Consider the following 23,907-nt stretch of genomic DNA (forward strand, 5'->3'; position numbering starts at 1 on the left):
AAAACAAAGGCGCCATGGTACTGGCGCTACTTTTTGAAGTCCAGCATGCGTTGCAAGGGCACCATGGCCTGCTCCGCCAGGGCCGGGTCGACATGGATCTCGTTGTCGTCGCGCTCGAACACATCTGCCAGGTTTTCCAGGGCGTTCATGGCCATCCACGGGCAGCTGGCGCAGCTGCGGCAGGTGGCGCCGTTGCCGGCGGTGGGGGCGACATGAAAGGTCTTGTCCGGACACAGCTGCTGCATCTTATAGAAGATGCCCTGATCAGTCGCGACGATAAAGGTCTGGTTCGGCAGGGTCTGCGCCGCCTTGATCAGCTGCGAGGTAGAGCCCACCACATCCGCCAACGCCACCACCGAGTCCGGCGATTCCGGGTGCACCAGCACCGCCGCGTCCGGGTACAGGGTTTTCAGGTCTTCCACACCTTTGGATTTGAACTCTTCGTGCACGATGCAGGCGCCATCCCACAGGAGTACGTCGGCGCCGGTCTGCTTTTTGACGTAGTTGCCCAGGTGTTTGTCCGGTGCCCAGAGGATTTTTTCGCCGCGCTTGTCCAGGTAGTCCACCACGTCCAGCGCAATGCTGGAGGTGACCACCCAGTCGGCCCGGGCTTTGACTGCAGCCGAAGTATTGGCATAGACCACTACGGTGCGATCCGGGTGTTGGTCGCAGAAATCCGAGAAGGCCTCGACCGGGCAGCCCAGATCCAGGGAACAGGTGGCCTCCAGAGTCGGCATCAGCACGCGCTTTTCCGGTGTGAGGATCTTGGCGGTCTCGCCCATAAATTTGACCCCGGCGACAACCAGCGTGTCTGCCGGATGGTCCTTGCCGAAGCGGGCCATTTCCAGAGAGTCAGCCACGCAGCCACCGGTCTCTTCGGCCAAGGCCTGAATCAGAGGGTCGGTGTAATAATGAGCCACAAGCACGGCGTTATGCTGCTGTAACAGCACTTTAATCCGTTCGCGGTAAGCTTGTTCCTGCTCGGGTGTGTACTGGGGGGCGTGCCAGGCGCGCGCCAGATGCGCTTGAACCAATTCGCGCGCGGCCTCGCTGGCCACCTGCGCCTCCCGGCTCACCAGGGGTTGTTCAGCTGACATAACGTTCAATCCAGGTTGCAATAGCGGGCCATATTACCATAGACCGGGCGGGCCGCCCAAAGATCCAATTGCGCACAATTCAACGGCCAGAAACACAACAGGCGCCCGATTGGGCGCCTGTCACAAGATGGTGGGTCGTGATGGATTCGAACCATCGACCAATTGGTTAAAAGCCAACTGCTCTACCACTGAGCTAACGACCCGCAAAGCGGTGCTTTTTGAAAGACTCCGGCGGTGCCGAATGTCCGGGAATTGGGTGGTGGGTCGTGATGGATTCGAACCATCGACCAATTGGTTAAAAGCCAACTGCTCTACCACTGAGCTAACGACCCAACTCAAGGAGGCGCGTATATTAAAGATTTTGGCGAGAAATACAAGGGCTCAATCGCAGAAATTCGCTGATTTTTCCGCGCCTTACCCGCCAATCAAACCCGATAGCGGGTGGGGTCTGCGACCCCAGCCTGAACAAAGCCCTGGCGGCGCAAACGACAGGAGTCACAGCGGCCACAGGCGCGTCCATCCTCATCCGCCTGGTAACAGGACACGGTGAGCGCGTAGTCCACCCCCAGCGCCAGCCCCTGGCGAATGGTCTCGCCCTTGGTCAAGTCAATCAGCGGCGTACGGATGCTCAGGTGACCGCCTTCAGTGCCGACGCGGGTGGCCAGGTTGGCCATGGTTTCAAAGGCGGCAATATACTCCGGACGGCAGTCCGGGTAGCCGGAGAAGTCCACGGCGTTAACGCCGATAAAGATATCCTCGGCCCCCAGGACCTCGGCCCAGCCCAGTGCAATAGACAGGAAAACCGTGTTGCGCGCCGGCACATAGGTGACCGGCACGCCCTCGCTCTCTTCTTCGGGCACATCGATGCGGTCGTCGGTCAGGGCTGAGCCACCGATGCTGCGCAAGTCGAGCTTGACCACCTTGTGCTCCAGGCTGCCGTGGGCAGCGGCGGTGCGCTCAGCGGCGAGCAACTCGGCCCGGTGGCGCTGGCCGTAGTCGAAACTGATGGTGTAACAGTCATAGCCTTCGCTGCGGGCGATGGCGAGCACGGTGGTGGAATCCAGTCCGCCGGAGACCAGGACAACGGCTTTTTTACTCACGTCAGTATTCCTCGTTCGGTCAGTGGCCGGGCTTGTCGCCCCAGAGCAGTTTGTGCAACTGCATCTGGAAGCGCACCGGCAGGCGGTCCGCCAGGATCCAGTCCGCCAGGGTCGCGGGTTCGACCTCGCCGTGGCACGGGGAAAACAGCACCTCCCCGACCCGTTCAAGCAATTGGTGCTCATCGAGCTTAAGGCGCGCCCACTGGTAATCCTCGCGGCTACAGATCACAAACTTGACCTGATCCTGCGCCTGCAACAGGGGGATATTCTCCCAACGGTTGCGCGCCACCTCGCCGGAGCCGGGGGTTTTCAGATCCATGACTTTGCTCACCCGCTCATCGATGCCTTCCAGGGACAGGGCACCACTGGTTTCCAGAGACACCGCATAGCCGGCGTCGCACAGGGCATTGAGCAGGGGCAAACAGTCGGGCTGGGCCAGGGGCTCGCCACCGGTGACGCACACGTGCCGGGCACCATAACTGGCCACTTGGGCGAGAATTTCGTCCAGACTCAGGCGCTCGCCGCCGTAAAAGGCGTACTCGGAGTCACAATAGCCGCAGCGCAGCGGACAGCCGGTCAGGCGCACAAAGACCGTGGGCAGGCCCACAGTGCGCGCCTCGCCCTGGAGCGAGTAAAAAATTTCGGTGATCTTGAGGCTGGCCTGGCGAGTCATGGTCGGGCTACTGGGTGCGCGGAAAAATGAGAGCGCGCAGTTTACCCAAAAGCCACGCCGGATGCGAGGCTGGGGCGTTGCCGCCACCGGGCGCGACTGGTATTCTGGCCCGATGCCTCAAATTTTGCGCCCGGCGGGCCGCTAACGCCATGAAACCCACCAAAACCAAACACCAACTGCGCCAGGAGTTGAACCAGCAGCTGGACGCGTTTTTGCGTTCCGGCGGGAGTATCAATGAGGTTCAGCGGGGTTTGAGTGGCCGGGTAGATAACCAGCCCCTGAAGGAAGTCTTCCCTCCGCGCAGCGAGCCTGAGCCGCGCACCCTGGTCAACGAGATCGTGGCGGCCATCGAAGCCAGACGCAAACCCAAGCCACCCCTGACCGCCAAAGGTCAAGGGCATGGGCAGCGCCGGCGCGAACCGCGCAAAAAACTGATTATGGATGACTTTGGCCAGCCCCTGCGCTGGGAGTGGCGGGACGACTGAACCCTACCAGGGTAAATCGGTGCCGTCCCAGTGCACGAACCGGCCGTTGTCCTCGGCGCTGAGTTCTTCGATTACCCCGCACAGACGCTCTGCAGTCAGCTCGGCGCTGAACAGTTTTTCGGGTGGCAGGCTCTTGGAGAACGGCGCCGACAGCGGCGTTGCCGTCGTACCGGGATGGAGCGCGATGAGACAGGCCTTGCGGTGACTGCGGGCCAACTCGATGGACGCTGTTTTAATCAGCATATTGAGCGCCGCCTTGGACGCCCGATACCCGTACCAGCCACCCAACCGATTGTCGCTGATCCCCGCCACCTTGGCACTCAGAAAGACCACCCGGGCCGATGCCGCCCTATCCAGGCAAGGCACAAAATACTTGAGCACCATCGCCGGAATCACTGCATTGATTTCAAAATAATGACTCAGGGTCTCACGCTCAAGATCCGCGAGTTTTTTCTCCGGCATTTGGGTATCGCTGTGCAGGTGCCCGACGGCACAGAACACCAGTGTCGGGGCGCGCGGTGCGACTGCCAGCGCCACTCGGGCAAGACTGACTTCACTGTAATCACTCTGCCAGTACTCGTTCAAAGCACCGGGACCCGAAGGCCCCCGGCCAATACCGATCAATTCATAGTGGTCGCGCCAGCGCTCGATCATGGCTTTGGCGATTTGACTGTTGGCACCGACAATGACTGCCAGGGGCTTCATAGAACCTCCGCGGTTCAGGGTTAATCAACAGTCAGAGAATACGCATCGAACCTCTGCGCGGATAACTATGGCCCTACTTTCGTTTGCGCGGCGGGTACAGGGAAGGCTCGCCTTCCGGACGGGTTTTGAAGCGGCGGTGTACCCATAGGTACTGCTCGGGGCAACGGCGGATATTGGCTTCTACCACGCGATTGATTTGCGCGGCATCATCAACATCATCACCGCTGGGAAAGTTCTCCAGCGGCGCACCCAGCTCGATATGGTAGTGATTGTTGTCATCGCGGTAGTGGAACAGGGGAATCACAACGGCTTTGCCCATGGTCGCCAGGCGCGTCGCGCCGGTAATGGTCGAGGCCTGAATCCCGAAAAAGGGTGCAAACACGCTGTGGCTCGGACCGTAATCCTGATCCGGCGCGTACCAGACCGCATAGCCCTGACGCAGACGGCGGATCATGGTGCGGGTATCCTTGCGGTCGATGGAAATACCGGCAAAGCGCTCGCGTCGCTCGAGCACTCGCTGAAAAAATAATTTGTTGGGCTGGTCGCGGTAGATCATGTCGAACTTGACGTGCTGAGCAAGCATGCGCCCGGCGACATCCAGGGTGGTGTAGTGCCCGCCCACCAGTAAAATCCCCCGGCCTTCAGCCTGGGCGCGCTCGACATGTTCTGTGCCGGTGATGGTGTAGTGCGGCAAGCTTCTATTGGCACCACGCCACAAACTGATGGCCGTTTCCATAAAGCTCATACCAATATTTTCCATCAAGCGTTTGACCAGGCGCTCGCGCTCTTCCGGCGACTTCTCCGGAAAACACAAAGCAAAATTCACCTGGGCAATACGCCGACGAGAGCCCGCAACGCGGTAAAGCAATTTCCCCAACGCACGGCCCAGCGCCAACGAAACCGGCACCGGCAGGCGCCCCAAGACGTTAAACAGGCCGATCAACAACCAAGTGCCCCAATATTTGGGAGCCAGGTAAGCAAAGCGGAATTGCGCGTAGGGGTATTTAGTCAAGGCAGGCAAACTCTGTCGATGATCAAAAGCGGGATTATAGCAGGCGGATAAAAGCTACGCAGGGGCAAAGCGATCTGGTAGGGTTACCTTGACGCTGGGGACACAACTTCCGGAAGCTTTGGCCGGGTAGACCTTTCCGGGACCGTCTGCCGCCCGGACGACCCACAGGGAAGTGGGAAGTGTCCCGAAGCGCCTGGAGCGCGTAGGGACCGGCGGCAGTCGAGCCCCCAAGGATGGGTTTACGGCGTGTCCCGGAAAGGTCTACCCGGCCAAAGCTTCTAACCACCAAAAGTCACAAACTTCCCAGGTAAACAGATCTGGCCAACGAAAAAATAAACCGCCATGCAGATAGATGACCTCACCCAACGGGTAAACGACAAAATCAGTGAGCTGGACGAGACGCTGGAAGCGCGCCGCAAGGCGTTGCTGGCGAGTGAGGACAGTGACGAGCGTCAACAGTTGGCGGCGGATCTGGATGCGCTGATCGCCACCCGCCACAAGCTGCTCAAATCCCGGGATCTGGCCCGGCGCGCCCACGAACTGGCGCAGGCTTTGCCGGAAAGCCCCAGCCTGCGTCGTCGGCGACGCCTGGGACTGGGGTTATGCATCTTCAGCGCCGTCGCGCTGGTAGTACTGGCGGTGATCGCCGTGGCGATCAACCGCTAAGCGCGATTACTCGCTGGGCTCGTCGGCTGAGGCCTCGTCCAGTACCTTCTTCAGTTCACCGCTTTGGCTCATTTCCATAATGATGTCGCAACCGCCGATCAGCTCGCCCTTGACCCACAATTGCGGGAAGGTGGGCCAGTTGCCGTATTTGGGCAGGTTGGCGCGGATATCCGGGTTGGACAGCACATCGACATAGGCAAAGCGCTGACCGCAGGCCATGACCGCCTGGGAGGCTTGCTGGGAAAAACCACACTGAGGCGCGTTGGGGGCACCCTTCATGTAAAGAATGACCGTGTTGTCGGTAATCTGCTGCTTGATGGTTTCCATTATGTCCATAGGACGCGTTGTACCTCTTGGGTTCATCGAAAATTGGTGAGCTATTCTACCTTACTGACTGCCCGGCCACCAATGGGGTTACTCCTCTTGTCCCAACCGGCGCTTGGTCAGGGCCGTGGGCGCATGACCCAGCGGATCCTCGGGCCACGGATGCTTGGGGTAGCGCCCACGCATATCCTTGCGCACCTGGGGATAGGCCTGACGCCAGAAGGAGGCCAGGTCCGCCGTAATCGCCAGAGGGCTGCCATTGGGCGAGGCCAGGTGAATCCGCAGCGCCACCCGCCCTTCCGCCAGCCTCAGGGCTTCGCAGCCAAAAAACTCCTGCAATTTGGCGGAAATCTCCGGCAAACCCGCCTCCGGGTAACTGACCCGAACCGAACGGCCGCTGGGCAGGATCACCTGCTCGGGTAGCCAGCGATCGAGGGCCTCCTTGACCTCATAGCCCAGATAAAAGCTCAGCGCTTCGTGCCAGGGGAGCGAGTCGGGCCGGGTGTCGGCGCTGATAAACGGCAGCAGCCAGGTGTCCAGCGTGGCCAGCAGACGAGCGTCGTCAAGGGCCGGGATGTCGGCCAGCCCCTCGCGCTCGGCCAGCCGGGCGCGAGCGAGCAGTCGCTGGGCGGCTTCGCTCCACGGAAAGTGCGTCACGCCCTCGCGGACAATACGTGCGCACAGGGCGGGGCCGACCGCTTCCGGCGCCAGAGGCTCGAGCGCTTCGGTCACCACCTGCCCGCCCATCAACCACTGACAGCGGGCCTGCCAGCGCCCGCCCTTGTGAATCAGCTCGGTCACGGGTTCGCTCAAGGCCTTCTGCGTCGCCAGATCGAGGGTCAGCGCCAAACCGGCGCCCACATGCCCCTTACCCTGCGAGCGCACCTGGGGAATCAGGGCCCAGTCGCTATCGAGTTTACCGGCGCTGACACTGATGCCGCTGTTCAAGCGGTAGCGGCCAGAGCTTTGACGATAGCCGATGCGGTCGCTCATCACCTGCGCCAGGCGCACCGGATCGAGGTCACTGGCCGCGAGCTCGGCTTGCAGTACCCGCAGCCAGCGCTGGCGCTGCTGACGCCAGTGGGGATGACGCCCGGCTTCCTGCTTGGCCTGGGCCAGCCAACCCTCCACATCGTCGCCGGCGGGCAGGTCAAAGTGTAATGCCAAGGCGAGGGATAACACGTGTTCAGGCAGGCGACCCTTCTCAAGCTGACTCTGCAAGAGCGCGGCGATGCGCGGATGGGTGCCCAGGGCGCTGACCTGCGCGCCGGCCTCCGTCACCAACCCTTCAGCGTCCATCAGCCCCCAGCGTTGCAGGCGTTCCCGGGCCTGGGTCAGCGCAGTGGGGTTGGGCGCCTCAATCCAGGGCAAGTCCTCGGCGGCGCTGCCGGTGGCCGCCCAATGGCCCAGACGCAGCGTCAGGGGCAAATAATCGGTGACCCGAATTTCCGGCAAGTCGGCCGCCGCCAGGGCCTGATCCTGGGGCCAGAGGCGCAGGCAGTGCCCGGCCTGAACCCGCCCGGCCCGGCCCCGACGCTGCTCGGCACTGGCGCGGCTTACCCGCCCGGTGCTCAAGCGGCTGATGCCGGTACGCTGCTCAAAACTCGGGCGCCGTACCAGACCCGAGTCCACCACCAGGGTCACATCGGCGATGGTCAGGGACGTTTCGGCGATATTGGTGGCCAGAATCAGGCGCGGCCCTTGGGCGGGGTCGAGGGCCTGGCGCTGTTCAGCCGGCGGCACTCGACTGTGCAGGCGCAGCACCCGATGGCCCGGGTAACGCCGCGCCAACTCACCAGCGGCGGCTTCGATCTCGCGCCAGCCGGGCAGAAACACCAATACGGTTTCTTCCTTCCAGCGCGGGTAAATCGCCAGCGCCCGCAAGAGATGTTCGGACAAGGCCTCGGTGCGCCCGGCACTGATCTTCGCGGGCACATAGTCCACCGCCACCGGGAAGCAGCGCCCCGGCGCAAACAAGCGGGTATCCGCCTGCTGCTGGAGGGTCGGGTCGGGAGTCGCGGACATGAGTACCAGCGCCAGATCCTCACGCAGGATTGCGGCTTCCTGCAACCAGGCCCAGGCGGTGTCCTGATTGACCGAGCGCTCGTGAATCTCGTCGAGCATGACCGTGGCCACACCATCGAGCAGCGGGTCTGCCAACAGGTGCTGAAGCAGCACACCGGGCGTCATCACCAACAACCGGGTGGCGTCGCTGCACCGGCTGTCGTAGGGCACCTGATAGCCCACGCTCTGCCCCAAAGGCTCGCCCCGCAAGTCAGCCAAACGCGCGGCCACCGCTTGCGCGGCAAGTACCCGCGGCTGGACCAGCCAAACGGCCTGACCGACGGGTGCCATCGCCAGGGCCCACAAGGGCGTGAGTGTGGACTTACCCGCCCCCGGTTCCGCTTCCAGCAAGACGCTGCCCTGCCCGAGCGCCGCTTCGAACTCGGCCCGGTAGGCACTGATAGGCAATTCGGGCAGAGCCGGCAACCGGTTTAGCGTATCGGGCATCAGGCGTTACCAGACGTAGGTCAGATCGATACCGGCGCTGACATTGCGTTCCGGCGCCGGTTCAAAGGAGCGGCCATTGCCCTGATTGACGATCACCGAGCCCACATAGACCTCATCGGTGACATTGGCGAGCCGGGCCCAGCTGCGAATCTCAATGTCCTGCCAGCGGTGTTCCGCCGTCAGCGCCAGATCCACCGTGGTGGCTGAAGGCGCGAAATCGGTGTTGTCATCGCCGGTCGCCACGTCACCCCGGTGGCGCACCACCCCGGTAAGGGTCAGCACCGGAACCGGCTGCCAGTCGAGCTGGACATAGGCCTGGGTGCGAGCGATGCCCGGCAGACGATTGCCGCTGTACTCGCCTTCGGTGTATTCGGCATCGAGCCAGCTGGCGCTGTAACGGGCGCTGACACCGGGCGCCAGAAGTAAGCGCCCGCTGACCTCAAGGCCCTCGCGCTCGGTGGCTGCGGCATTGCGAAAGGTAGTGCGTCCGCCCACGGACTGGTCCACCACCAGTTCGTCGCGGCTGTCGATACGAAAGGCCGAGAGCACCAGCGCCTGGGCGCCCTGATAACGCAGGTTCAGCTCCTGCTGTCGGTTGCGGGACGGGTCCAGGTCGGTGTTGAGCCCGGTGCCGTCGCTGCGATAGGCCATCTCGGTCAGAGTCGGGGTCTCAAAACCCCAGCCGGCACTGACGCTGGCCTGCCACAGGGGCGCCAACTGATAGCTGAGAGAGAGCGCACCGGCGGCTTCGCGGTAATCGCGCGCGCCGCTGTCATCCGGGTTGCCGGGACTGTCGCCCTCGGGCGGCACAATAAAATAGTCGTCCACCTCAAACTCGAGCCAACTCTGGCGAGCCCCGCCCAGCAGCTCCCAGCGCTCAGCCGGTTGCCATTGCAAAATGCCATAGATATCCCGGCTGTCGACCCGCCCCAGTTCATCCCGGCGCAGGTCGCCGCTTTCGCCCTGATCGTTGACATAGCCCCGGCGACGATCCTTCTGCTGGGACCACTCGGCCCCGAAAGTGCCGCTGGCGGGGGTGTCGAGCAGACCAAAATCCCAGGTATGGCTGGCGTTGACCCCGGCAAAATCCCGGGTCAAATCTATCACCGCGCCGGAGCTGGTGATGGCGCCGCCCGGAAAAGCCAGCCACTGGTTGACCTCGCGCTGACCGCGCCAGGCGGCGGCCTGCCAGCGCTGATCGCCTTCGCGCTGGCGCACAGTGATCGAGCCCTGGCGGTGGGCTACAGTTTTGCGGGTATTGAAGGTTTGGGTGGCCGGGTTGCCCTGGCGGGGGTCCTCTCGCCAGTCCTCCGGGCTCAGGCCGAGCGGATCCTGCAGCAGCGGGTCACGGCTGGTGTCCAGGCGCACAACGGTTTCCAGACCGTTGGTCGACGTGTGATAGAAACTGCCCCCCAGGTGCTCGCGTTCAGCGCTGTTGTGAGGCCGATCGCCATCGGTGCTGAAGCGCGAAGCCTGGACGCGCGCGCCCAGATTATTTTCCCGCCACTGCCCGCGCAGTCCGGTGCGGGTGGCTCCGTTTTCGCCCGCCGAGGCACTCACCCGGGCATCGGTGCGCGTAGGCGCCTCGGTTTGAAGGGCGATAACGCCCCCGGCGCTGTTGCCATAGAGGGCCGATACCGGCCCTGTGAGCAGCTCGACCCGGCTGACTTCGTCGAGCAACACGCTCGAGAGCTGGCCCTGGCCATCGGGCGTCGACTGGGGAATGCCGTCGAGCTGTAAATCCACCCCGCGCACACCAAAGGCGGAGCGGGCACCGAAGCCGCGCACGGTGATCCGGGTATCCTGAGCATAGTTGGAGCGGCTGTCCGCCTGCAGGCCCGGCAGCCCCTGGAGCAGTTCAGCGCTGTCGATGCGGATACCGGGAATCTGTTCGTCGGCGCTGACGCTCACCGCACCCGCCCCCTGAAAGCTGTCGCTCGTCTGCTCGCCGCGCACCACCAGGGTGTCGATAATATCCGCCTGTGCAACGGGCGCCAGTGACCATGCAGCTACCAGAACCGGTAGTAATCGTCGTGTCGTTGTCATCAAAATTCCTGTGCAGTTAGCTGTCGGTACAGGCCTATACGCGCGTAAACGCCGACCCGATGAAGCACTCACTGTTCTCCGGGCAGCTATGGTACTCTTTTGCCGGAAGTCGTGAAAACAAACAGGATATACAACCGTCTCTATTGAGGAAGAACAGATATGACACGCACCCTTTTTTTGCTGGCAGGCCTGTGCTTGGCTCTGGTTGCCGGCTGCGCTACCCAGCCCTCCGCCGTCACCCCCAATACCCCCGCGCACCTGACCCTGGCCGATGAAACCCTGACCCTCGACATCGTCATTGAGCGCCCGGGTGCCTACGTGATCGAGACCCAGAGTGACCTGGATACCGTATGCCGCCTGCTCGATGCCAGCGGTGAGCAACTGGCCAGCGATGACGACAGTGGCGCCAACTACAATTGCCTGATGTTTGCCGCGCTTGAGCCCGGCCACTATAGCGCCCAGGTGTGGGGCTACGACAGCGACACGGATCGCGGCCCGGTGACCCTGCGGGTATTTGAGCCGCGCACCCCGGATTTGACGCTCGATACACCGACCTCGGTCGACCTGATGGACACCCAGACCCGGTTTTTCCGCTTGCACGTTGATACCGCCGGGCACTATCAAGTAAGCACTCGAGGCGAGCTGGATACCTTCTGTTATCTGTACGATGCCGAAGGCGGCTGGATCGCTTACAACGACGATATCGGGGAAGACCTCAACTGTACCGTGGCTGCCAACCTGGCGCCGGGGGACTACCTGGCACGAGTTTCCGCCTTTGATCCCGGCCGTTCGCGGGTGATCTTCGAGCCCCAGCAAGCCGAACAGCGCAGCATTCGCGTCGGCCGCACTATGCCCCTGCACTTCCCACTGCCGTTCGGGCTGGTGGACTTGACCGTGGATATCTGGGAAGACGGTGAGCACCGGTTTTACACCAGCGGCAGCACCGATACCGTGTGTGAGGTCTACAGCGAAGATGGCGAGCGACTGGCGGAAAATGACGACGACTTCGACCTTAACTGCGGTATGACCCTGGACCTGGAAGCCGGCCGTTACCGCTTCCGCATCTGGAGTTACGAAGGCGCCACCGGCCAGTTCAGCGCCCATGTGAGAGAGGTCCAGTGATTGCCGGGGTTACAAGCCATCTTGGGTGCCTCATTGTCGGATTACGCCCCTTCGGGGCTAATCCGACCTACTGGCGGATTGGCTCCAATGGGGTTGGAGGGTGTTTTTGTCGGATTACGCCCTTTGGGCTAATCCGACCTACGCAAACACTGGCACACCGTCTCAAGTAGGTCGGATTAGCGCAGCGTAATCCGACACCTGAGGCACCACCCCCGAACAATGCTCGCTCCGTGGGGCTTAACCTTTCCTGTAACCGCCGCCGCCCGGCGTCGCCACACTCAGGCGGTCGCCGGGTGCGACATTCAGGCTGACTTTGGGCGCCAAGCGCTCGCCGTTGAGCCGATTCTCCCCCATCGCGCCCGGCTCCCCTCCCGCCAGCCCCCAGGGGGCATGCCGGCGGCGCTCAGTGAGCAGAGTCACCTGGGTCGGGGCCAGAAATTCAAATTCCCGCACCAAACCCAAGCCGCCCGGAAATTGCCCGGCGCCGCCGGAACCGGGGCGCAATTCATAGCGCGTGATACGCAAGGGATAATGGGTTTCCAGGCTTTCAATCGGGGTATTGAGGGTGTTGGTCATATGGGTCTGCACCCCGGACCAACCCGGGCACTCGTGACCCGCGCCCATGCCGCCGCCATTGGTTTCGTAGTAATCCCAGGCGGGGCGTCCATCGACCGCCCGACTGCCCATGGCGACATTGTTCATGGAGCCGTTGCTGGCGGCTGGAATCCGCGCCGGGATCGCCTGGGCCAGCGCACCCAATACCGCATCCACCGTGCGGGTAGAGGTTTCCACATTGCCCGCCGCCACCGCCGCCGGGTAGCGGGCATTGAGCAGGCAGCCCTCGGGAGCATGCAGGCGGATAGGCCGGAAGCTGCCGGCACAGGCGGGGGTGTTGTCCGGCATCAGGCAGCGAAAGGCATAGAACACCGCCGCGGCAGCCACTGACAGGGGGCAATTGGTGTTGCCCGGCACCTGCCCGGCGGTACCGGTAAAGTCCACCTCGGCCCGATCGCCCGTCAGGCTGATGGTCACCGCAATGGCGATGTCGGTGTGGCCCAGTCCGTCGTCGTCCATCACATCGGTGAAGCGATAGACCCCGTCGGGAATTTCCGCCAAGGCCGAGCGCGCAAGACGTTCGGCATAATCGTTGAGCGCCACCAGGGCCTTGCCGTATTGTTCAACGCCCATGGCGTCAATCAGGGTCCCCAGGCGCTCGGCGCCCACCCGGCTGGCACTCACCTGCGCGGTAAAATCTCCCCGCGCCTGGGTGCTGTCACCGGCCAAGCGATCCATCACCTCTGGCACTGGTGCGCCAGCCCGGACGATCAGGGTCGGCGCAATCACCACGCCCTCCTCTTCCAGACTGCGGGAAATGGGCATGGAGCCGGGGCTGGTGGCCCCAATATTGGCGTGATGGGCGCGGTTGGCGGTAAAACCGAGCAGCACGCCGGCCACAAACACCGGGGCAATCACGGTGACGTCCGGCAGGTGCGTGCCGCCCATGTAAGGGTCGTTGACCACCGCCATATCCCCCGGCGCCCAATCGATACACCGAACCACATCGGCCATGGCATAGGCCATGCTGCCCAGGTGTACGGGGATGTGCGCCGCCTGGGCGCACAGCTGGCCCTCCGCATCGAATACCGCGCAGGAAAAATCGAGCCGGTCTTTGATGTTGGGCGAGAAGGCAGCGCGCTTGAGCACCGCGCCCATCTCGTCGCACACCGCCTCAATGCGGCTTGCGAAAACGCTCAACTGAATCGGATCCATCACTGGCTAGTCTCCGGGCTGCTGCTCATTCACGTAGCGCATGATGTTACGGTAGGTGTCGGTCCAGTAGATATCATCCGTGACCGACAGATACTGGAGTAACTGGTCGTGGGCATCCGTGCTCACCGACAGGTGATCACCGCCAATGCCGTGGAAGATGATATTGACCAGCGCATACTCGTCCGCCGCACGCTCCACAAAGGTGATCAGCTCTTCCCCGGTGATGTTCTCGGGTACCAGATAGGTGGCGAAGTTGGCGCGCGGGTAGCTCGCCGGGAAGGACTTGATGCCGATAAACAGATCCTGCACCGCTTCCACATAATTGCCGTCGGCAGCCTGCTGGTCGGTGCACGGGGGCGTAAACGTGCGCTCGGTTTCGCCGTCGATGGCGTACAGGAAGGCACTCGCCACTTCCACTTCCTTACGCATCTGCTGCACGCTGCGCTGGTCCAGGTCGTTGTCCGGGTCAACCCAGTCCCGACCCGGCTCGGAGCGCGAACAAGGGTGGAAGAGCGTGTGATTGCCCAGCTCGTGGCCATTGGCCGCCGCCGCACGCCACTCATCGAGCCGCTCGGTCAGCACCGGGGTATCCATAATAAGGTAGAAAGAGCCTTTCAAGCCGTAACGATCCAGCGCCGGAATCGCGTTATCCAGCTGGCTGTCGAGGGTATCGTCGTAAGACAGGCTCACCGCCGCCTCGACATTGTTAGGCCAACGGAAGTCGCTGGCGTTTGCGCCGGCAACCAGTAACAGCGACAGGGTCAGGCTGGCAGATACAGAGGAAACCAGAGCTTTCATCAGGGATATCTCCACATTCGGATAAGCTGCAAAACGATAATCATGCCACGAGCCTCCCCTTGGCGCCAACTGCCACAAACGCCAGCATTTGCCAAGAACCCGGTTTACTTATACTATTGAGGGCTTAATCTCCAGGCAGCCTTTTCGCTGCCTGTTTTGTTTTGCGTTCTGGACTACCCCCGCCCCTTATTGAATACAGCCCGGCCACGCACCGGGCGGTTGGCGGTTTTTCTGTTGGAGACCACAGACGGATGGGCACATTGATGAACACCTACGGCGCGCGCGCCGTGACCATTGCCAAGGGCGAAGGCAGCCGGGTGTGGGATACTGAGGGCAACAGCTACATCGACGCCATCAGCGGCATTGCCGTGTGTGGCCTGGGCCACTGCCACCCGGCGGTCACCCGCGCCATCAGTGAGCAGGCGGCAACCCTGCTGCACGTGTCCAACCTCTACAATATCCCCCAGCAGCAGCGCCTGGCCGACGCCCTGTGTGCCATTTCAGGCATGGACAAGGTGTTTTTCTCCAACTCCGGTGCCGAGGCCAACGAGGCCGCGATCAAGATCGCGCGTAAGTACGGCAACGAGAAAGGTGTGGCCAACCCCACCATCGTGGTAATGAACAACAGTTTCCACGGGCGCACCATGGCGACCTTGAGCGCCACCGGCAACACCAAGGTGCAGATCGGCTTTGAGCCGCTGGTGGAAGGTTTTGTGCGTGCTCCCTTTGATGACATCGCCGCCGTCGAGGCGCTGGCCGAGGCTCACGACAATATCGTCGCGGTACTGGTCGAGCCGGTACAGGGCGAGGGCGGCGTGCATGTGCCCGCAAGCGACTACCTGAACCGGCTGCGGGCGCTGTGTGACCGGCACGACTGGCTCTTGATGACCGACGAAATCCAGACCGGCAACGGCCGCACCGGGCGCTATTTCGCCTACCAGCACAACGACATCCTGCCGGACGTGGTCACCACCGCCAAAGGCCTGGGCAACGGTATGCCCATCGGTGCCTGCCTGGCGCGCGGCAAAGCCGCCGAGGTACTGCAACCGGGCAACCACGGCACTACCTTTGGCGGCAACCCCCTGGCCTGCAGCGCCGCACTGGCGGTGGTTGAGACCCTGCAACAGGATCAACTGATCGAGCGTGCCCGCGACCTGGGCGCGCAGCTGCTGACGCGTTTTAAGGCGGCCCTGAAAGACGAATCCGGTGTGACCGATATCCGCGGCAAGGGGCTGATGCTCGGCATTCAGCTCGACCGCCCCTGTGCGGAACTGGTGAGCCTGGCGCGAGACAAGGGCGTACTGCTCAACGTCACGGCAGGTAATACCGTGCGTCTGCTGCCGCCCTTTGTGCTCACCGAAGCTGAAGCCGACGAACTGGTCAACACCGTGAGCGCACTGGTGCGCACCTTTATTCACGCAACTTTTACTCATCAGTAATTGCAAAAAAGAGACGCCACCATGGCACAGATGAAGAAACCGAGACATTTTTTGACCCTGCTCGACCTGACCAAGGACGAGCTGAAGGCCGTGATCGACCGTGCTATTGAGCTTAAGGCTCTGCTGCGCGAGGGCAAGCCTCACGAGCATTTCAACAACCGCGTGCTGGGCATGATTTTCGAAAAGTCCTCCACTCGTACCCGCGTGTCCTTCGAGGCAGGCATGGCGCAAATGGGCGGCCACGCACTGTTCCTGTCGCCGCGCGACACCCAGTTGGGCCGGGGCGAGCCGATCGAGGACTCCGCCCGGGTGCTGTCGCGCATGGTGGATCTGGTCATGATCCGCACCTTTGCGCACGAAACCGTTGAGCGTTTTGCGGCTTACTCCAACGTACCGGTGATCAATGCACTCACCGACGCTCACCACCCTTGCCAGTTATTGGCCGACATTCAAACCTATGTCGAGCATCGCGGCAGCCTGAGTGGCAAAACCGTAGCCTGGGTAGGCGATGGCAACAACATGTGTCAGAGCTACATTCACGCCGCGGAGCAGTGCGACTTTGAATTGCGCATGGCGTGCCCGGATGGTTTTGCACCGGACGCCAATCTGCTGGAAAACTTCAAGCACCGGGTGGTGGTGTGCAGTACGCCGGAAGAAGCTGTGCGCGATACCGACCTGGTGGTCACCGACACCTGGGCCTCCATGGGCCAGGAAGACGAAAAACAGGCGCGCGAAAAAGCCTTTGCCGGTTATCAGGTGGACCACGAGTTGATGAGCTTTGCCAAGCCTGATGCACTCTTTATGCACTGCCTGCCCGCCTACCGGGGCAAGGAAGTCAGCAATGAGCTGCTTGAAGATCCGGAATCCGTGGTCTGGGACGAGGCGGAAAACCGCCTGCACGCCCAAAAAGCCCTGATGGAATTCCTCGACAAGCACAGCCGGTAACACGCACTAATGGCCCTGCTGGAACTGGACAAGATCGCCTGCCGCTACGACAACGATGAACCGGTCGTGGAGGAGTTTTCGTTTTCCCTGAACGAGGGCGATATCGCCTGCCTGCTGGGCCCGAGCGGTTGCGGGAAAACCACTGTGCTGCGTGCGATCGCAGGCTTTGTTCAGCCCAGTGCTGGCAGCATCAACCTGGCGGATGAGCAAATCGCCTCCGCCAAACGCTCCCTGCCCCCGGAAAAGCGCCGGGTGGGCATGGTGTTTCAGGACTATGCGCTCTTCCCGCACCTGAACGTATTCGACAACATCACCTTTGGCCTGCCCGAACTGAGCCGCCGGGAAAAGCACCGCACCTGCGAGGAGCTGCTGGCACTGGTCAAACTCGAAGGTTACGAAAAGCGCTACCCTCACGAACTCTCCGGCGGCCAGCAGCAGCGCGTGGCGCTGGCACGGGCGCTGGCACCCGACCCGATACTGTTGCTGCTCGACGAGCCTTTCTCCAGTCTTGATGTGGAGCTGCGTCGGGGCCTGTCTCTGGAAGTACGGGATATCCTTAAATCGCGTAACATCAGCGCCGTCATGGTGACCCACGATCAGGAAGAGGCCTTCGCCGTGGCCGACCGCATCGGCGTGGTCAACGAGGGTCTCATTCAACAGTGGGACACCCCCTATAACCTGTACCACGAGCCGGCCACCCGCTTCGTCGCTAACTTTATCGGCCAGGGTGTGTTTCTGGCGGGCTACGCCCAGGGCGAAAACGGTGTGCTCACCGAGCTGGGGCCGATCAAAGGCAACCGCTGCTATAACTGGGTGGAAAATACCCCGGTAGAAGTGCTACTGCGCCCGGATGACGTGGTCCACGATGACAGCAGCGATAAAAAGGCCGAGGTGGTGGCCAAAATTTTTGCCGGTACCGCCACCCTATATACCTTGCGCCTGCCCACGGGCAGCCTGATACAATCGGCTTTTCCGAGTCATCACGACTATGCAATTGGCGACTCGGTGGGCATCCGTATCGAAGCCGATCACCTGATCATCTTCCGCCGGGAGGACAAACCGGTGATGCACCCCAGTGCCGACAGCGAGTTGAACCATGAGCCGCCCGGCTTGTCCGAAGCCGACAGACCGGACTGACACCCTACATTCACGGTATAACAGTAATATTCAGGAAAGCCTGCATGAAAATAACCCCGATTCTGGCCTTGGCCGCCGTGTTCACCCTGACTGCCTGCGGCGGCAGCAGCGACCGAGACACCCGCCCCGAGCTACCCGTTCCGCCAGAAGTCAACACCGCCAGTTACTGCGAGCCCACCGACGACATGAGTCCGGGGGACTGGCCCGGTTTGATCGCGGCAGGCAGCAACGCGCCACGCAGCGTGGCTTTTGAATGGATGGCCGCCGACGGCGCCAGCCACTACCGCGTGCTGGAAAACCCTGACGGCGCCAGCGGCTTTGAAGCCGTGAGCGAAGACCTGGACAGCCCCGGGTTCAACCACCCGGTGAGCGTGCACCTGCATGACTGGCACAACGCCAGCTACATGGTCGACGCCCTGGATGAGGACGGCGAGGTACTGGGCAGCTCCGAGGAAGTCACCGCCGAGCGCGCCATGCTTGACGCCATTGGCTACCTCAAGCCCGATGACACCGATGACTTTTTCCGCTTCGGCAGCGCCGTGGCTGTTTCCGCCGACGGCACCACCATGGCGATCGGCGCCCCCGGTCGACCAACGTTCCGCCCCGCCGAGGACGTCGATGATGACCCCGAGCCCGAGGATGACAACGGCGATGGTGAAGAGCCCCCGGAGGAAGATCCCAACCTGGATGATCTGGACGAGGCCAACGGGGAAGACGAGGGCGAACTGGTAAGAGTCCCCAACGTTGGTGCAGTCTACGTGTTCCGCATGACGGACAACGGCTGGGTACAGCAGGCGCTCCTCGAAGCGGACAATGCCAATGCCCAGCATCGCTTTGGCAGCTCAATCAGCCTCTCGGAAGATGGCAACACCATCGCCGTGGGCGCCTGGCGCGAAACCAGTGCCAGCCTGGGTATCAACAGTGAGAGCACCCACAGTGTCTACGCTGCAGGTGCCGCTTACGTATTTGAGTTTGAAGAAGACGAATGGCACCAGGACGCCTACATCAAGCCCGCATTTTCCCACGGCAGCATGCGTTTTGGGTATCGCGTAGCGCTGAGCCAGGACGGCACCCGGTTGGCGGTAAGTGCCCCCGGCGACGCCAATCAGGCCACCGGCGTTGACCCCGAAGAGGAGCCTTCCGGCAACCAGCCGAACGTTGGCGGGATATTCGTGTTTGACAAAAGCGACGACTGGGAGCAGGCCGCGTATCTCAAGGCCTCCAATGCCCAGCCTGGCGATCAGTTTGGCTTTGGCTTGGCACTCTCGGCCGACGGCCGCACATTGGTGGCCGGCGCCAATCTGGAAGCCAGCAACGCCACCAGCATCAACGGCGACCAGGACAACAACAGTGCCCCCAACGCCGGTGCAGCCTACGTGTTTGTGGACAACGATGGCTGGGCACAGCAAGCCTACTTGAAGCCATCCAACGGCCGGCCGTTCTTCTTCTTTGGCAGCAGCACCGCCCTGTCTGCCGACGGCGATACCCTGGTGGTCTCTGCCACCGGCGATCGCAACAGCGGCTCGGGCATCAACGACGCCACCCCGGAAGACCAGTCCGCACCCAATGCGGGTGCCGCCTACGTCTTTACCCGCAGCAGCGGTGAGTGGAGCCAACAGACCTACATCAAGTCCTCGAACACGGCGGAAGGTCAGGAGTTTGGTTCGCGCATTTCCATGAGCGCAGACGGCCAGTGGCTTGCCGTGTCCGCCGTGCGCGAGCGCGGCATCGGCTGTGGTGTGGATGCCGATCAGGACGCTCTCGAAGGCACCAACACCGGCGCCGTCTATCTGTTCAGCCGTGCTGATGACAGCTGGGAGCAGTACCGGTACATCAAGTCCCCCACCACCCGCAACGGCCAGCGCTTCGGCCACGCCGTGGCCTTCTCCGCCGATGGCAGTTTGATGGCCGTGGGTGTGGAGCGCGAAGGCAGCAGTGCGACGGGGATTAACGGGGATCGTTTTGACAGCTCCCTGCGCCAGTCGTCAGGGGCGGTGTTCTTGTATTGATGGGATCGGCATCCCAGGGATGGGTGCCGTGGGTGTTGGGCCATTTTATGGTTTGGGTGCCTCAGGTGTCGGATTACGCTTCGCTAATCCGACCTACTCAGACAATGGCACACTGTTTCCAGTAGGTCGGATTAGCCCGAAGGGCGTAATCCGACAATCGCTTCAACCCTCCACCCGAAACGTCGGTACGCCAACCCTTATCGACGGGTTTGGCGCAAACTGCCTATCACTGACTCCAACGCGCGATCGAACAACATCCCGTCATCCAACACCTGCATCCGGCGCTGTTTGAGCGCCAATGCCAATGATTCGCGGGTTTCCTCGGCCACCTTCATGCCCGAGCGGTTCACAAATATATATTTACCGGTGGCGCGGATGATGGCCGCCAAACGACAGCGGTAATGCTGCCCCTCGGCATCGTGCATCTCAAACCAGCTCCCCTGGGTCATATTGGCCACCAGCGACCAATGGGGATCATTCTCAGGCAGCACATCCTCGGCAGACTCAGCCTCTTGAACCACTTCAGGCTCCACCTCGGGCAGTGCCTCCAGCTCCTGGGCGATCACCGCTTCAACCTGCTCCACCTCAACCGGCGCCTCGGCGACGGCTTCAGTTTCAATTTCCGGCTCAGGCTCAGCCACTTTTTTCACGTCGCGCCAATGGCTGTGCAGTTCAGCATTGATCGCCTTCAACTGCTCCGCCATGGCGTGGGGGTTCATACCCACTGACTGCAAACCTTCACGCAACGCCTTATTCAGGCCCGGCAACAACTTGCGCACCCGGTCCCGATTCTCGGCATCGGCCTCGGCCGTCAGCGACCAGGCCAGCTTGTAGGCCGTCTGTTGCTGCTCACGCCAGCTTTCGCTGTCGCTACCCTGGCTCAGACACGTCAGGTACAGAACCCGGCTCCAGTGCTCACTCAACAGGGTGTGGGTTGCTGGCGGCAATACCTTGTCGCGGGTAATCCGCGCCAGCGCCCGCTCGGACTCAGCCTGAGCGCGCTCGGCCTTGGCCTTGCCCTGCTCCGCATCCACCAGGCGCTGTTCCATGATGCGCGCGCGGTGGGCGTCTTTGTTCATGTAGCGGCGCAAGTCTGCCAGCAGATCGTCAAACAGACTGACATCGTCCTCAAACTCGCCCAGCACCCGTTGCACCAGCTCAGAAATCAACTGATAGAGGTTGTCTTTGTTGATGTCCTCTGGCTCCTGCCAGCCAATAGCCGCGCGGGCCATCTCGTTCAACAGCTGGCGCGCGGGGTGCAGACTCTTGGCGAGAAAGCTCTTGTCGGCGATAGCCACCTTGATCATCGGGATCTGCAGGCGGCTGAGCATCGCCTTCATGGGGGCCGCGAGGTTGCGATCGTCGAGAATAAATTCAAACAACATACTCACCAGGTTGATGACATTGTCATCCACCGAGCTGAGCGATTGCTGTTGACGGGATTGCACCTGATGACGCACCAGCGCGCCCACCTGAGCCGGCGCCAAGGGCTGCTCGGCCAACTGCTGGGCCTGCTGGACATCCGCCAACAGCGGCAAAATTTGATCGCTGGCCAACACACCGCCGGCAACACTGCCTGCGGCGGGACGACCAGAAGGGGCACTGTTGAGCCAGTTTTTGAGCAGGTTGAGCACCTCTTCCGGGGCCTGCTCAGCGGACTCCTCCAGTTCGTTCATGCCGCCAGAGGTGATTCCCGGCGCCCGGTGTCCGGTATCGGCAACCGGGCGGTATACCGGCCGGTTGCGCCGCTGAAGTTTCAGGTCTGGCATAATGCCGGCATCGATCAACAGCTGATTGGCCTCGCGGTAGCAGGTTTCCATCTGCCCCAGAAAGCATTGATCAAAGAGCTTGAACAGCACCAGGCGAGCGCCGATACTGAGCTTGATATCCGCCGTGGCTTTAGCAAAACTCTGGCTCAGGAAATCCGGGCCCAGGGGGTTGCTGGCGACGCCGACTTTGGACGCCGATAAATGGTCCATGCGGATACTGAGCAGCTGAATCGCCTCGGAATAGCGGTCGGCAGCTTTACGCGCCATAGTCTCGATGGCCACCTGCTCTTCCAGGGTATCGGTGTCCATCAGGGACAGTTCATCAATACCGGGCAAATCGCTATCGAAATCGTCTTTTGGATGGGTTTTAAGGCCGCCAAAACCCTGTAGCAGCTCCTGGGTAAAGCGTTGGCTGAGCACCTTTCGGCGCAAGCGCACTTCGCGCATGGCGTCAAAATAGATTTGCTGGTCCTGATTACTGCCCGCCGCTTCGGCGCGCTCGAAGAAGGCGTCGTCGGCACGATCCAGCACCAGGCGCAACAGCGGCTCAAGCCAACCCTCGGCGCGCTCGTGCAGGCGCCGAATGGGCTCGGGCAGGTCGGCTAGCACCTGAGGGTTACTCAGCTGCCGGTGAGCGTTTAGGCTGACGACCTTGTCACCTGGGTTGGCGGCGTGTTCGGCCATTTGACACCTCGGGAGCAACAAGTGAAGAAGGTTTTCGGGAAGTTGGTATGGATAAGCCTATAATGCGGAGTGTCAAAGTCCCAGCGCCAATATTTGAATTCGCGACAACTATCACACTTTGTGATAAAAAACTGGTTAGCTTAGAATATTTGGTTACCCGGGGTGTCGATTATCCTTACATAACGCTATAAAGTGACGCTGAAATGAACATAGAGAATTCGCCGCCCCCGCCGGGCCAGGGTATGGGCAAAGGCATGATTGTTCTGGTCTGGCTGGGTGTGCTGGCAGCGCTCACGTGGGCTTTTGGCCTGTGGGATCAGCGTCAGGACAACCCCAATACTCGCCCGGTCAGCTTCAGCAGCGAGACCCTGCGCGAGGTACAGTTGGAGCAGAATCGTCAGGGTCACTACCTCGCAAGCGGCGAAATCAACGGCACTCGGGCGATTTTCATCCTCGATACCGGCGCTACCGATGTGGTCATCAGTCAGGACCTGGCTGATAGTATCGGTCTGCCCCGGGGCCAGCCCCATATCGCCCAGACCGCCAACGGCCGGGTGCGGGTTTACGCCACCCGCCTGGACAGCCTGAGCCTGGGCAGCATCGACCTGCGCGACGTGCGCGCCAGCATTAATCCGGCCATGACCGGCGAACATGTGCTGTTAGGCATGAGCGCCCTCAAACAGGTAGAATTCACCCAGCGCGGCACCACCCTGACCTTGCGCCAACACCTCGATGACTGACGGACACCCCGTATGAGCAGACTACCTGAAGCGCTGGCCAGGGACTTGGCCCAGAGCGTTGCATTCACGTTGGCCGAAGATATCGGCAGTGGCGATATTACCGCCCAGCTGATTCCGGCCGAGCAGACTGCCCGCGCCACCATCATCACCCGCGAAGGCGGTGTGTTTTGTGGCCGCCCCTGGGTCGAAGAGGTTTTTCGTCAGCTGGATCCCAGCGTCAGTATCGAATGGCAGGTAGACGATGGCGATACCCTGGTGGCGGACCAGGTGCTGTTCAAACTCGAAGGCGCCGCCCGCAGCCTGCTCACCGGGGAGCGCGCCGCACTCAACTACGTACAGACCCTCTCTGCCACCGCCAGCGTGAGTGCTCACTACGCCCGCCGGGTAGCGCACACGCCAGTACACCTGCTGGATACCCGGAAGACCCTGCCGGGTCTGCGTCTGGCACAAAAATATGCCGTGACCTGCGGCGGCTGTCACAACCACCGCCTGGGCTTGTGGGACGCGTTTCTGATCAAGGAAAACCACATTATGGCCTGTGGCGGCATCGGTGAAGCCGTCGCGCAAGCACGCCGCATCGCCCCCGACAAACCCGTCGAGGTCGAGGTCGAAAACCGCAAAGAAATGGAGCAGGCCCTGGAAGCGGGCGCCGACATTGTGATGCTCGACAACTTCAACCTGGCGGAGCTGATGAAGTCCGTCAAACTCGCCGCCGGGCGTGCCAAGCTGGAAGCCTCCGGCAATATCACCGATGAAACGCTGGTGGCCGTCGCGGAAACCGGCGTGGACTATATTTCCATTGGTGCGCTAACCAAGCACTGCCGGGCGATGGATTTGTCGATGCGATTGGATTAGCACCAGAAACCGGCACCCAG

At 61.8% G+C, this 23,907-nt stretch carries 20 protein-coding genes and 2 tRNA genes; 9 read left to right on the top strand and 13 right to left on the bottom strand.

What is annotated here, in order from left to right; translation table 11 throughout:
- Positions 1-26 precede the first annotated feature (26 nt).
- The 5 genes from nadA to queE all read right to left on the bottom strand — a co-directional run bounded on the left by nadA (position 27) and on the right by queE (position 2,870).
- A complete protein-coding gene (gene nadA / locus DKW72_RS14735) occupies positions 27-1,097 on the bottom strand; it encodes a quinolinate synthase NadA (protein WP_111643158.1) in 1,071 nt (356 codons plus the stop codon).
- 128 nt (positions 1,098-1,225) lie between these two features.
- Positions 1,226-1,300: transfer RNA gene (locus tag DKW72_RS14740), tRNA-Lys, on the bottom strand.
- A 54-nt stretch (positions 1,301-1,354) separates the two neighbouring features.
- Positions 1,355-1,429: transfer RNA gene (locus DKW72_RS14745), tRNA-Lys, on the bottom strand.
- A 93-nt stretch (positions 1,430-1,522) separates the two neighbouring features.
- Complete coding sequence (gene queC, locus DKW72_RS14750) at positions 1,523-2,197, bottom strand: 7-cyano-7-deazaguanine synthase QueC (protein ID WP_111643159.1); 675 nt, start codon at positions 2,195-2,197, stop codon at positions 1,523-1,525.
- Positions 2,198-2,216: 19 nt separating this feature from the next.
- Positions 2,217-2,870, bottom strand: coding sequence for a 7-carboxy-7-deazaguanine synthase QueE (gene queE, locus DKW72_RS14755; protein WP_111643160.1), 654 nt, complete (start codon positions 2,868-2,870; stop codon positions 2,217-2,219).
- A 149-nt stretch (positions 2,871-3,019) separates the two neighbouring features.
- On the opposite strand from queE, the gene DKW72_RS14760 reads away from it, so the two are divergent.
- Positions 3,020-3,355 (top strand): hypothetical protein, encoded by a 336-nt coding sequence (locus tag DKW72_RS14760; RefSeq protein ID WP_111643161.1) that lies wholly within the window; start codon positions 3,020-3,022, stop codon positions 3,353-3,355.
- Between the two features lie 3 nt (positions 3,356-3,358).
- Here the strand turns inward: DKW72_RS14760 and DKW72_RS14765 are convergent, their stop codons facing one another.
- Entirely contained in the window at positions 3,359-4,060 is a 702-nt protein-coding gene (locus DKW72_RS14765) for an SDR family NAD(P)-dependent oxidoreductase (RefSeq protein ID WP_111643162.1), read from the bottom strand.
- A gap of 73 nt (positions 4,061-4,133) precedes the next feature.
- Positions 4,134-5,072, bottom strand: a complete 939-nt coding sequence (lpxL, locus tag DKW72_RS14770) for an LpxL/LpxP family Kdo(2)-lipid IV(A) lauroyl/palmitoleoyl acyltransferase (RefSeq protein ID WP_111643163.1) — start codon at positions 5,070-5,072, stop codon at positions 4,134-4,136.
- A 342-nt stretch (positions 5,073-5,414) separates the two neighbouring features.
- On the opposite strand from lpxL, the gene DKW72_RS14775 reads away from it, so the two are divergent.
- Positions 5,415-5,738 (top strand): hypothetical protein, encoded by a 324-nt coding sequence (locus tag DKW72_RS14775; protein WP_111643164.1) that lies wholly within the window; start codon positions 5,415-5,417, stop codon positions 5,736-5,738.
- Positions 5,739-5,744: 6 nt separating this feature from the next.
- Here the strand turns inward: DKW72_RS14775 and grxD are convergent, their stop codons facing one another.
- The 3 genes from grxD to DKW72_RS14790 all read right to left on the bottom strand — a co-directional run bounded on the left by grxD (position 5,745) and on the right by DKW72_RS14790 (position 10,619).
- Positions 5,745-6,074 carry a Grx4 family monothiol glutaredoxin gene (grxD, locus tag DKW72_RS14780; protein WP_111643165.1) on the bottom strand — a complete coding sequence of 110 codons (330 nt, stop codon included), beginning with the start codon at positions 6,072-6,074 and terminating at the stop codon, positions 5,745-5,747.
- A 78-nt stretch (positions 6,075-6,152) separates the two neighbouring features.
- The gene (hrpB, locus tag DKW72_RS14785) at positions 6,153-8,573 is read right to left on the bottom strand and encodes an ATP-dependent helicase HrpB (protein WP_111643166.1); all 2,421 of its coding nucleotides are present in this window, start codon (positions 8,571-8,573) and stop codon (positions 6,153-6,155) included.
- 6 nt (positions 8,574-8,579) lie between these two features.
- Complete coding sequence (locus tag DKW72_RS14790) at positions 8,580-10,619, bottom strand: TonB-dependent receptor family protein (protein ID WP_111643167.1); 2,040 nt, start codon at positions 10,617-10,619, stop codon at positions 8,580-8,582.
- Positions 10,620-10,778: 159 nt separating this feature from the next.
- On the opposite strand from DKW72_RS14790, the gene DKW72_RS14795 reads away from it, so the two are divergent.
- Complete coding sequence (locus DKW72_RS14795) at positions 10,779-11,741, top strand: hypothetical protein (protein WP_111643168.1); 963 nt, start codon at positions 10,779-10,781, stop codon at positions 11,739-11,741.
- Between the two features lie 237 nt (positions 11,742-11,978).
- Here DKW72_RS14795 and DKW72_RS14800 read toward each other — a convergent pair whose 3' ends face one another.
- The gene (locus DKW72_RS14800; protein ID WP_111643169.1) at positions 11,979-13,511 is read right to left on the bottom strand and encodes a hydantoinase B/oxoprolinase family protein; all 1,533 of its coding nucleotides are present in this window, start codon (positions 13,509-13,511) and stop codon (positions 11,979-11,981) included.
- A 6-nt stretch (positions 13,512-13,517) separates the two neighbouring features.
- On the bottom strand, positions 13,518-14,309 hold the full coding sequence (locus tag DKW72_RS14805) for a polysaccharide deacetylase family protein (protein WP_111643170.1): 792 nt from the start codon (positions 14,307-14,309) through the stop codon (positions 13,518-13,520).
- A 251-nt stretch (positions 14,310-14,560) separates the two neighbouring features.
- On the opposite strand from DKW72_RS14805, the gene DKW72_RS14810 reads away from it, so the two are divergent.
- Genes DKW72_RS14810 through DKW72_RS14825 form a run of 4 tightly spaced genes read left to right on the top strand, consistent with a single transcriptional unit; the run spans position 14,561 to position 19,839 of the window.
- Entirely contained in the window at positions 14,561-15,748 is a 1,188-nt protein-coding gene (locus tag DKW72_RS14810; RefSeq protein ID WP_111643171.1) for an acetylornithine transaminase, read from the top strand.
- A 21-nt stretch (positions 15,749-15,769) separates the two neighbouring features.
- On the top strand, positions 15,770-16,693 hold the full coding sequence (argF, locus tag DKW72_RS14815; RefSeq protein ID WP_232522426.1) for an ornithine carbamoyltransferase: 924 nt from the start codon (positions 15,770-15,772) through the stop codon (positions 16,691-16,693).
- A gap of 9 nt (positions 16,694-16,702) precedes the next feature.
- The gene (locus DKW72_RS14820) at positions 16,703-17,830 is read left to right on the top strand and encodes an ABC transporter ATP-binding protein (RefSeq protein WP_111643172.1); all 1,128 of its coding nucleotides are present in this window, start codon (positions 16,703-16,705) and stop codon (positions 17,828-17,830) included.
- Positions 17,831-17,874: 44 nt separating this feature from the next.
- Positions 17,875-19,839 (top strand): FG-GAP repeat protein, encoded by a 1,965-nt coding sequence (locus DKW72_RS14825; RefSeq protein ID WP_111643173.1) that lies wholly within the window; start codon positions 17,875-17,877, stop codon positions 19,837-19,839.
- A gap of 197 nt (positions 19,840-20,036) precedes the next feature.
- On the opposite strand, the gene DKW72_RS14830 is transcribed toward DKW72_RS14825, so the two are convergent.
- Positions 20,037-22,292, bottom strand: coding sequence for a DUF1631 domain-containing protein (locus DKW72_RS14830; protein ID WP_111643174.1), 2,256 nt, complete (start codon positions 22,290-22,292; stop codon positions 20,037-20,039).
- 203 nt (positions 22,293-22,495) lie between these two features.
- Here DKW72_RS14830 and DKW72_RS14835 point away from each other — a divergent pair, with 203 nt between their 5' ends.
- Positions 22,496-23,032 (top strand): retropepsin-like aspartic protease family protein, encoded by a 537-nt coding sequence (locus DKW72_RS14835; RefSeq protein ID WP_111643175.1) that lies wholly within the window; start codon positions 22,496-22,498, stop codon positions 23,030-23,032.
- 12 nt (positions 23,033-23,044) lie between these two features.
- The gene (gene nadC, locus DKW72_RS14840; protein ID WP_111643176.1) at positions 23,045-23,887 is read left to right on the top strand and encodes a carboxylating nicotinate-nucleotide diphosphorylase; all 843 of its coding nucleotides are present in this window, start codon (positions 23,045-23,047) and stop codon (positions 23,885-23,887) included.
- The last annotated feature ends 20 nt before the right edge of the window (positions 23,888-23,907 follow it).

It is taken from the genome of Marinimicrobium alkaliphilum (assembly GCF_003259155.1).
In the GTDB taxonomy this organism is placed as follows: Bacteria; Pseudomonadota; Gammaproteobacteria; order Pseudomonadales; family Cellvibrionaceae; genus Marinimicrobium_A; species Marinimicrobium_A alkaliphilum.

What these genes read in the sequence shown, in the direction of transcription:
- DKW72_RS14760 (WP_111643161.1), top strand. Translation starts at nt 3,020, where the DNA reads ATGAAACCCACCAAAACCAAACACCAACTGCGCCAGGAGTTGAACCAG.
- DKW72_RS14835 (WP_111643175.1), top strand. Translation starts at nt 22,496, where the DNA reads ATGAACATAGAGAATTCGCCGCCCCCGCCGGGCCAGGGTATGGGCAAA.
- DKW72_RS14800 (WP_111643169.1), bottom strand. Translation starts at nt 13,511, where the DNA reads ATGGATCCGATTCAGTTGAGCGTTTTCGCAAGCCGCATTGAGGCGGTG.
- DKW72_RS14765 (WP_111643162.1), bottom strand. Translation starts at nt 4,060, where the DNA reads ATGAAGCCCCTGGCAGTCATTGTCGGTGCCAACAGTCAAATCGCCAAA.
- DKW72_RS14825 (WP_111643173.1), top strand. Translation starts at nt 17,875, where the DNA reads ATGAAAATAACCCCGATTCTGGCCTTGGCCGCCGTGTTCACCCTGACT.
- nadC (WP_111643176.1), top strand. Translation starts at nt 23,045, where the DNA reads ATGAGCAGACTACCTGAAGCGCTGGCCAGGGACTTGGCCCAGAGCGTT.
- DKW72_RS14775 (WP_111643164.1), top strand. Translation starts at nt 5,415, where the DNA reads ATGCAGATAGATGACCTCACCCAACGGGTAAACGACAAAATCAGTGAG.
- grxD (WP_111643165.1), bottom strand. Translation starts at nt 6,074, where the DNA reads ATGGACATAATGGAAACCATCAAGCAGCAGATTACCGACAACACGGTC.
- DKW72_RS14805 (WP_111643170.1), bottom strand. Translation starts at nt 14,309, where the DNA reads ATGAAAGCTCTGGTTTCCTCTGTATCTGCCAGCCTGACCCTGTCGCTG.
- nadA (WP_111643158.1), bottom strand. Translation starts at nt 1,097, where the DNA reads ATGTCAGCTGAACAACCCCTGGTGAGCCGGGAGGCGCAGGTGGCCAGC.
- DKW72_RS14790 (WP_111643167.1), bottom strand. Translation starts at nt 10,619, where the DNA reads ATGACAACGACACGACGATTACTACCGGTTCTGGTAGCTGCATGGTCA.
- DKW72_RS14795 (WP_111643168.1), top strand. Translation starts at nt 10,779, where the DNA reads ATGACACGCACCCTTTTTTTGCTGGCAGGCCTGTGCTTGGCTCTGGTT.
- DKW72_RS14810 (WP_111643171.1), top strand. Translation starts at nt 14,561, where the DNA reads ATGGGCACATTGATGAACACCTACGGCGCGCGCGCCGTGACCATTGCC.
- argF (WP_232522426.1), top strand. Translation starts at nt 15,770, where the DNA reads ATGGCACAGATGAAGAAACCGAGACATTTTTTGACCCTGCTCGACCTG.
- DKW72_RS14830 (WP_111643174.1), bottom strand. Translation starts at nt 22,292, where the DNA reads ATGGCCGAACACGCCGCCAACCCAGGTGACAAGGTCGTCAGCCTAAAC.
- queE (WP_111643160.1), bottom strand. Translation starts at nt 2,870, where the DNA reads ATGACTCGCCAGGCCAGCCTCAAGATCACCGAAATTTTTTACTCGCTC.
- DKW72_RS14820 (WP_111643172.1), top strand. Translation starts at nt 16,703, where the DNA reads ATGGCCCTGCTGGAACTGGACAAGATCGCCTGCCGCTACGACAACGAT.
- hrpB (WP_111643166.1), bottom strand. Translation starts at nt 8,573, where the DNA reads ATGCCCGATACGCTAAACCGGTTGCCGGCTCTGCCCGAATTGCCTATC.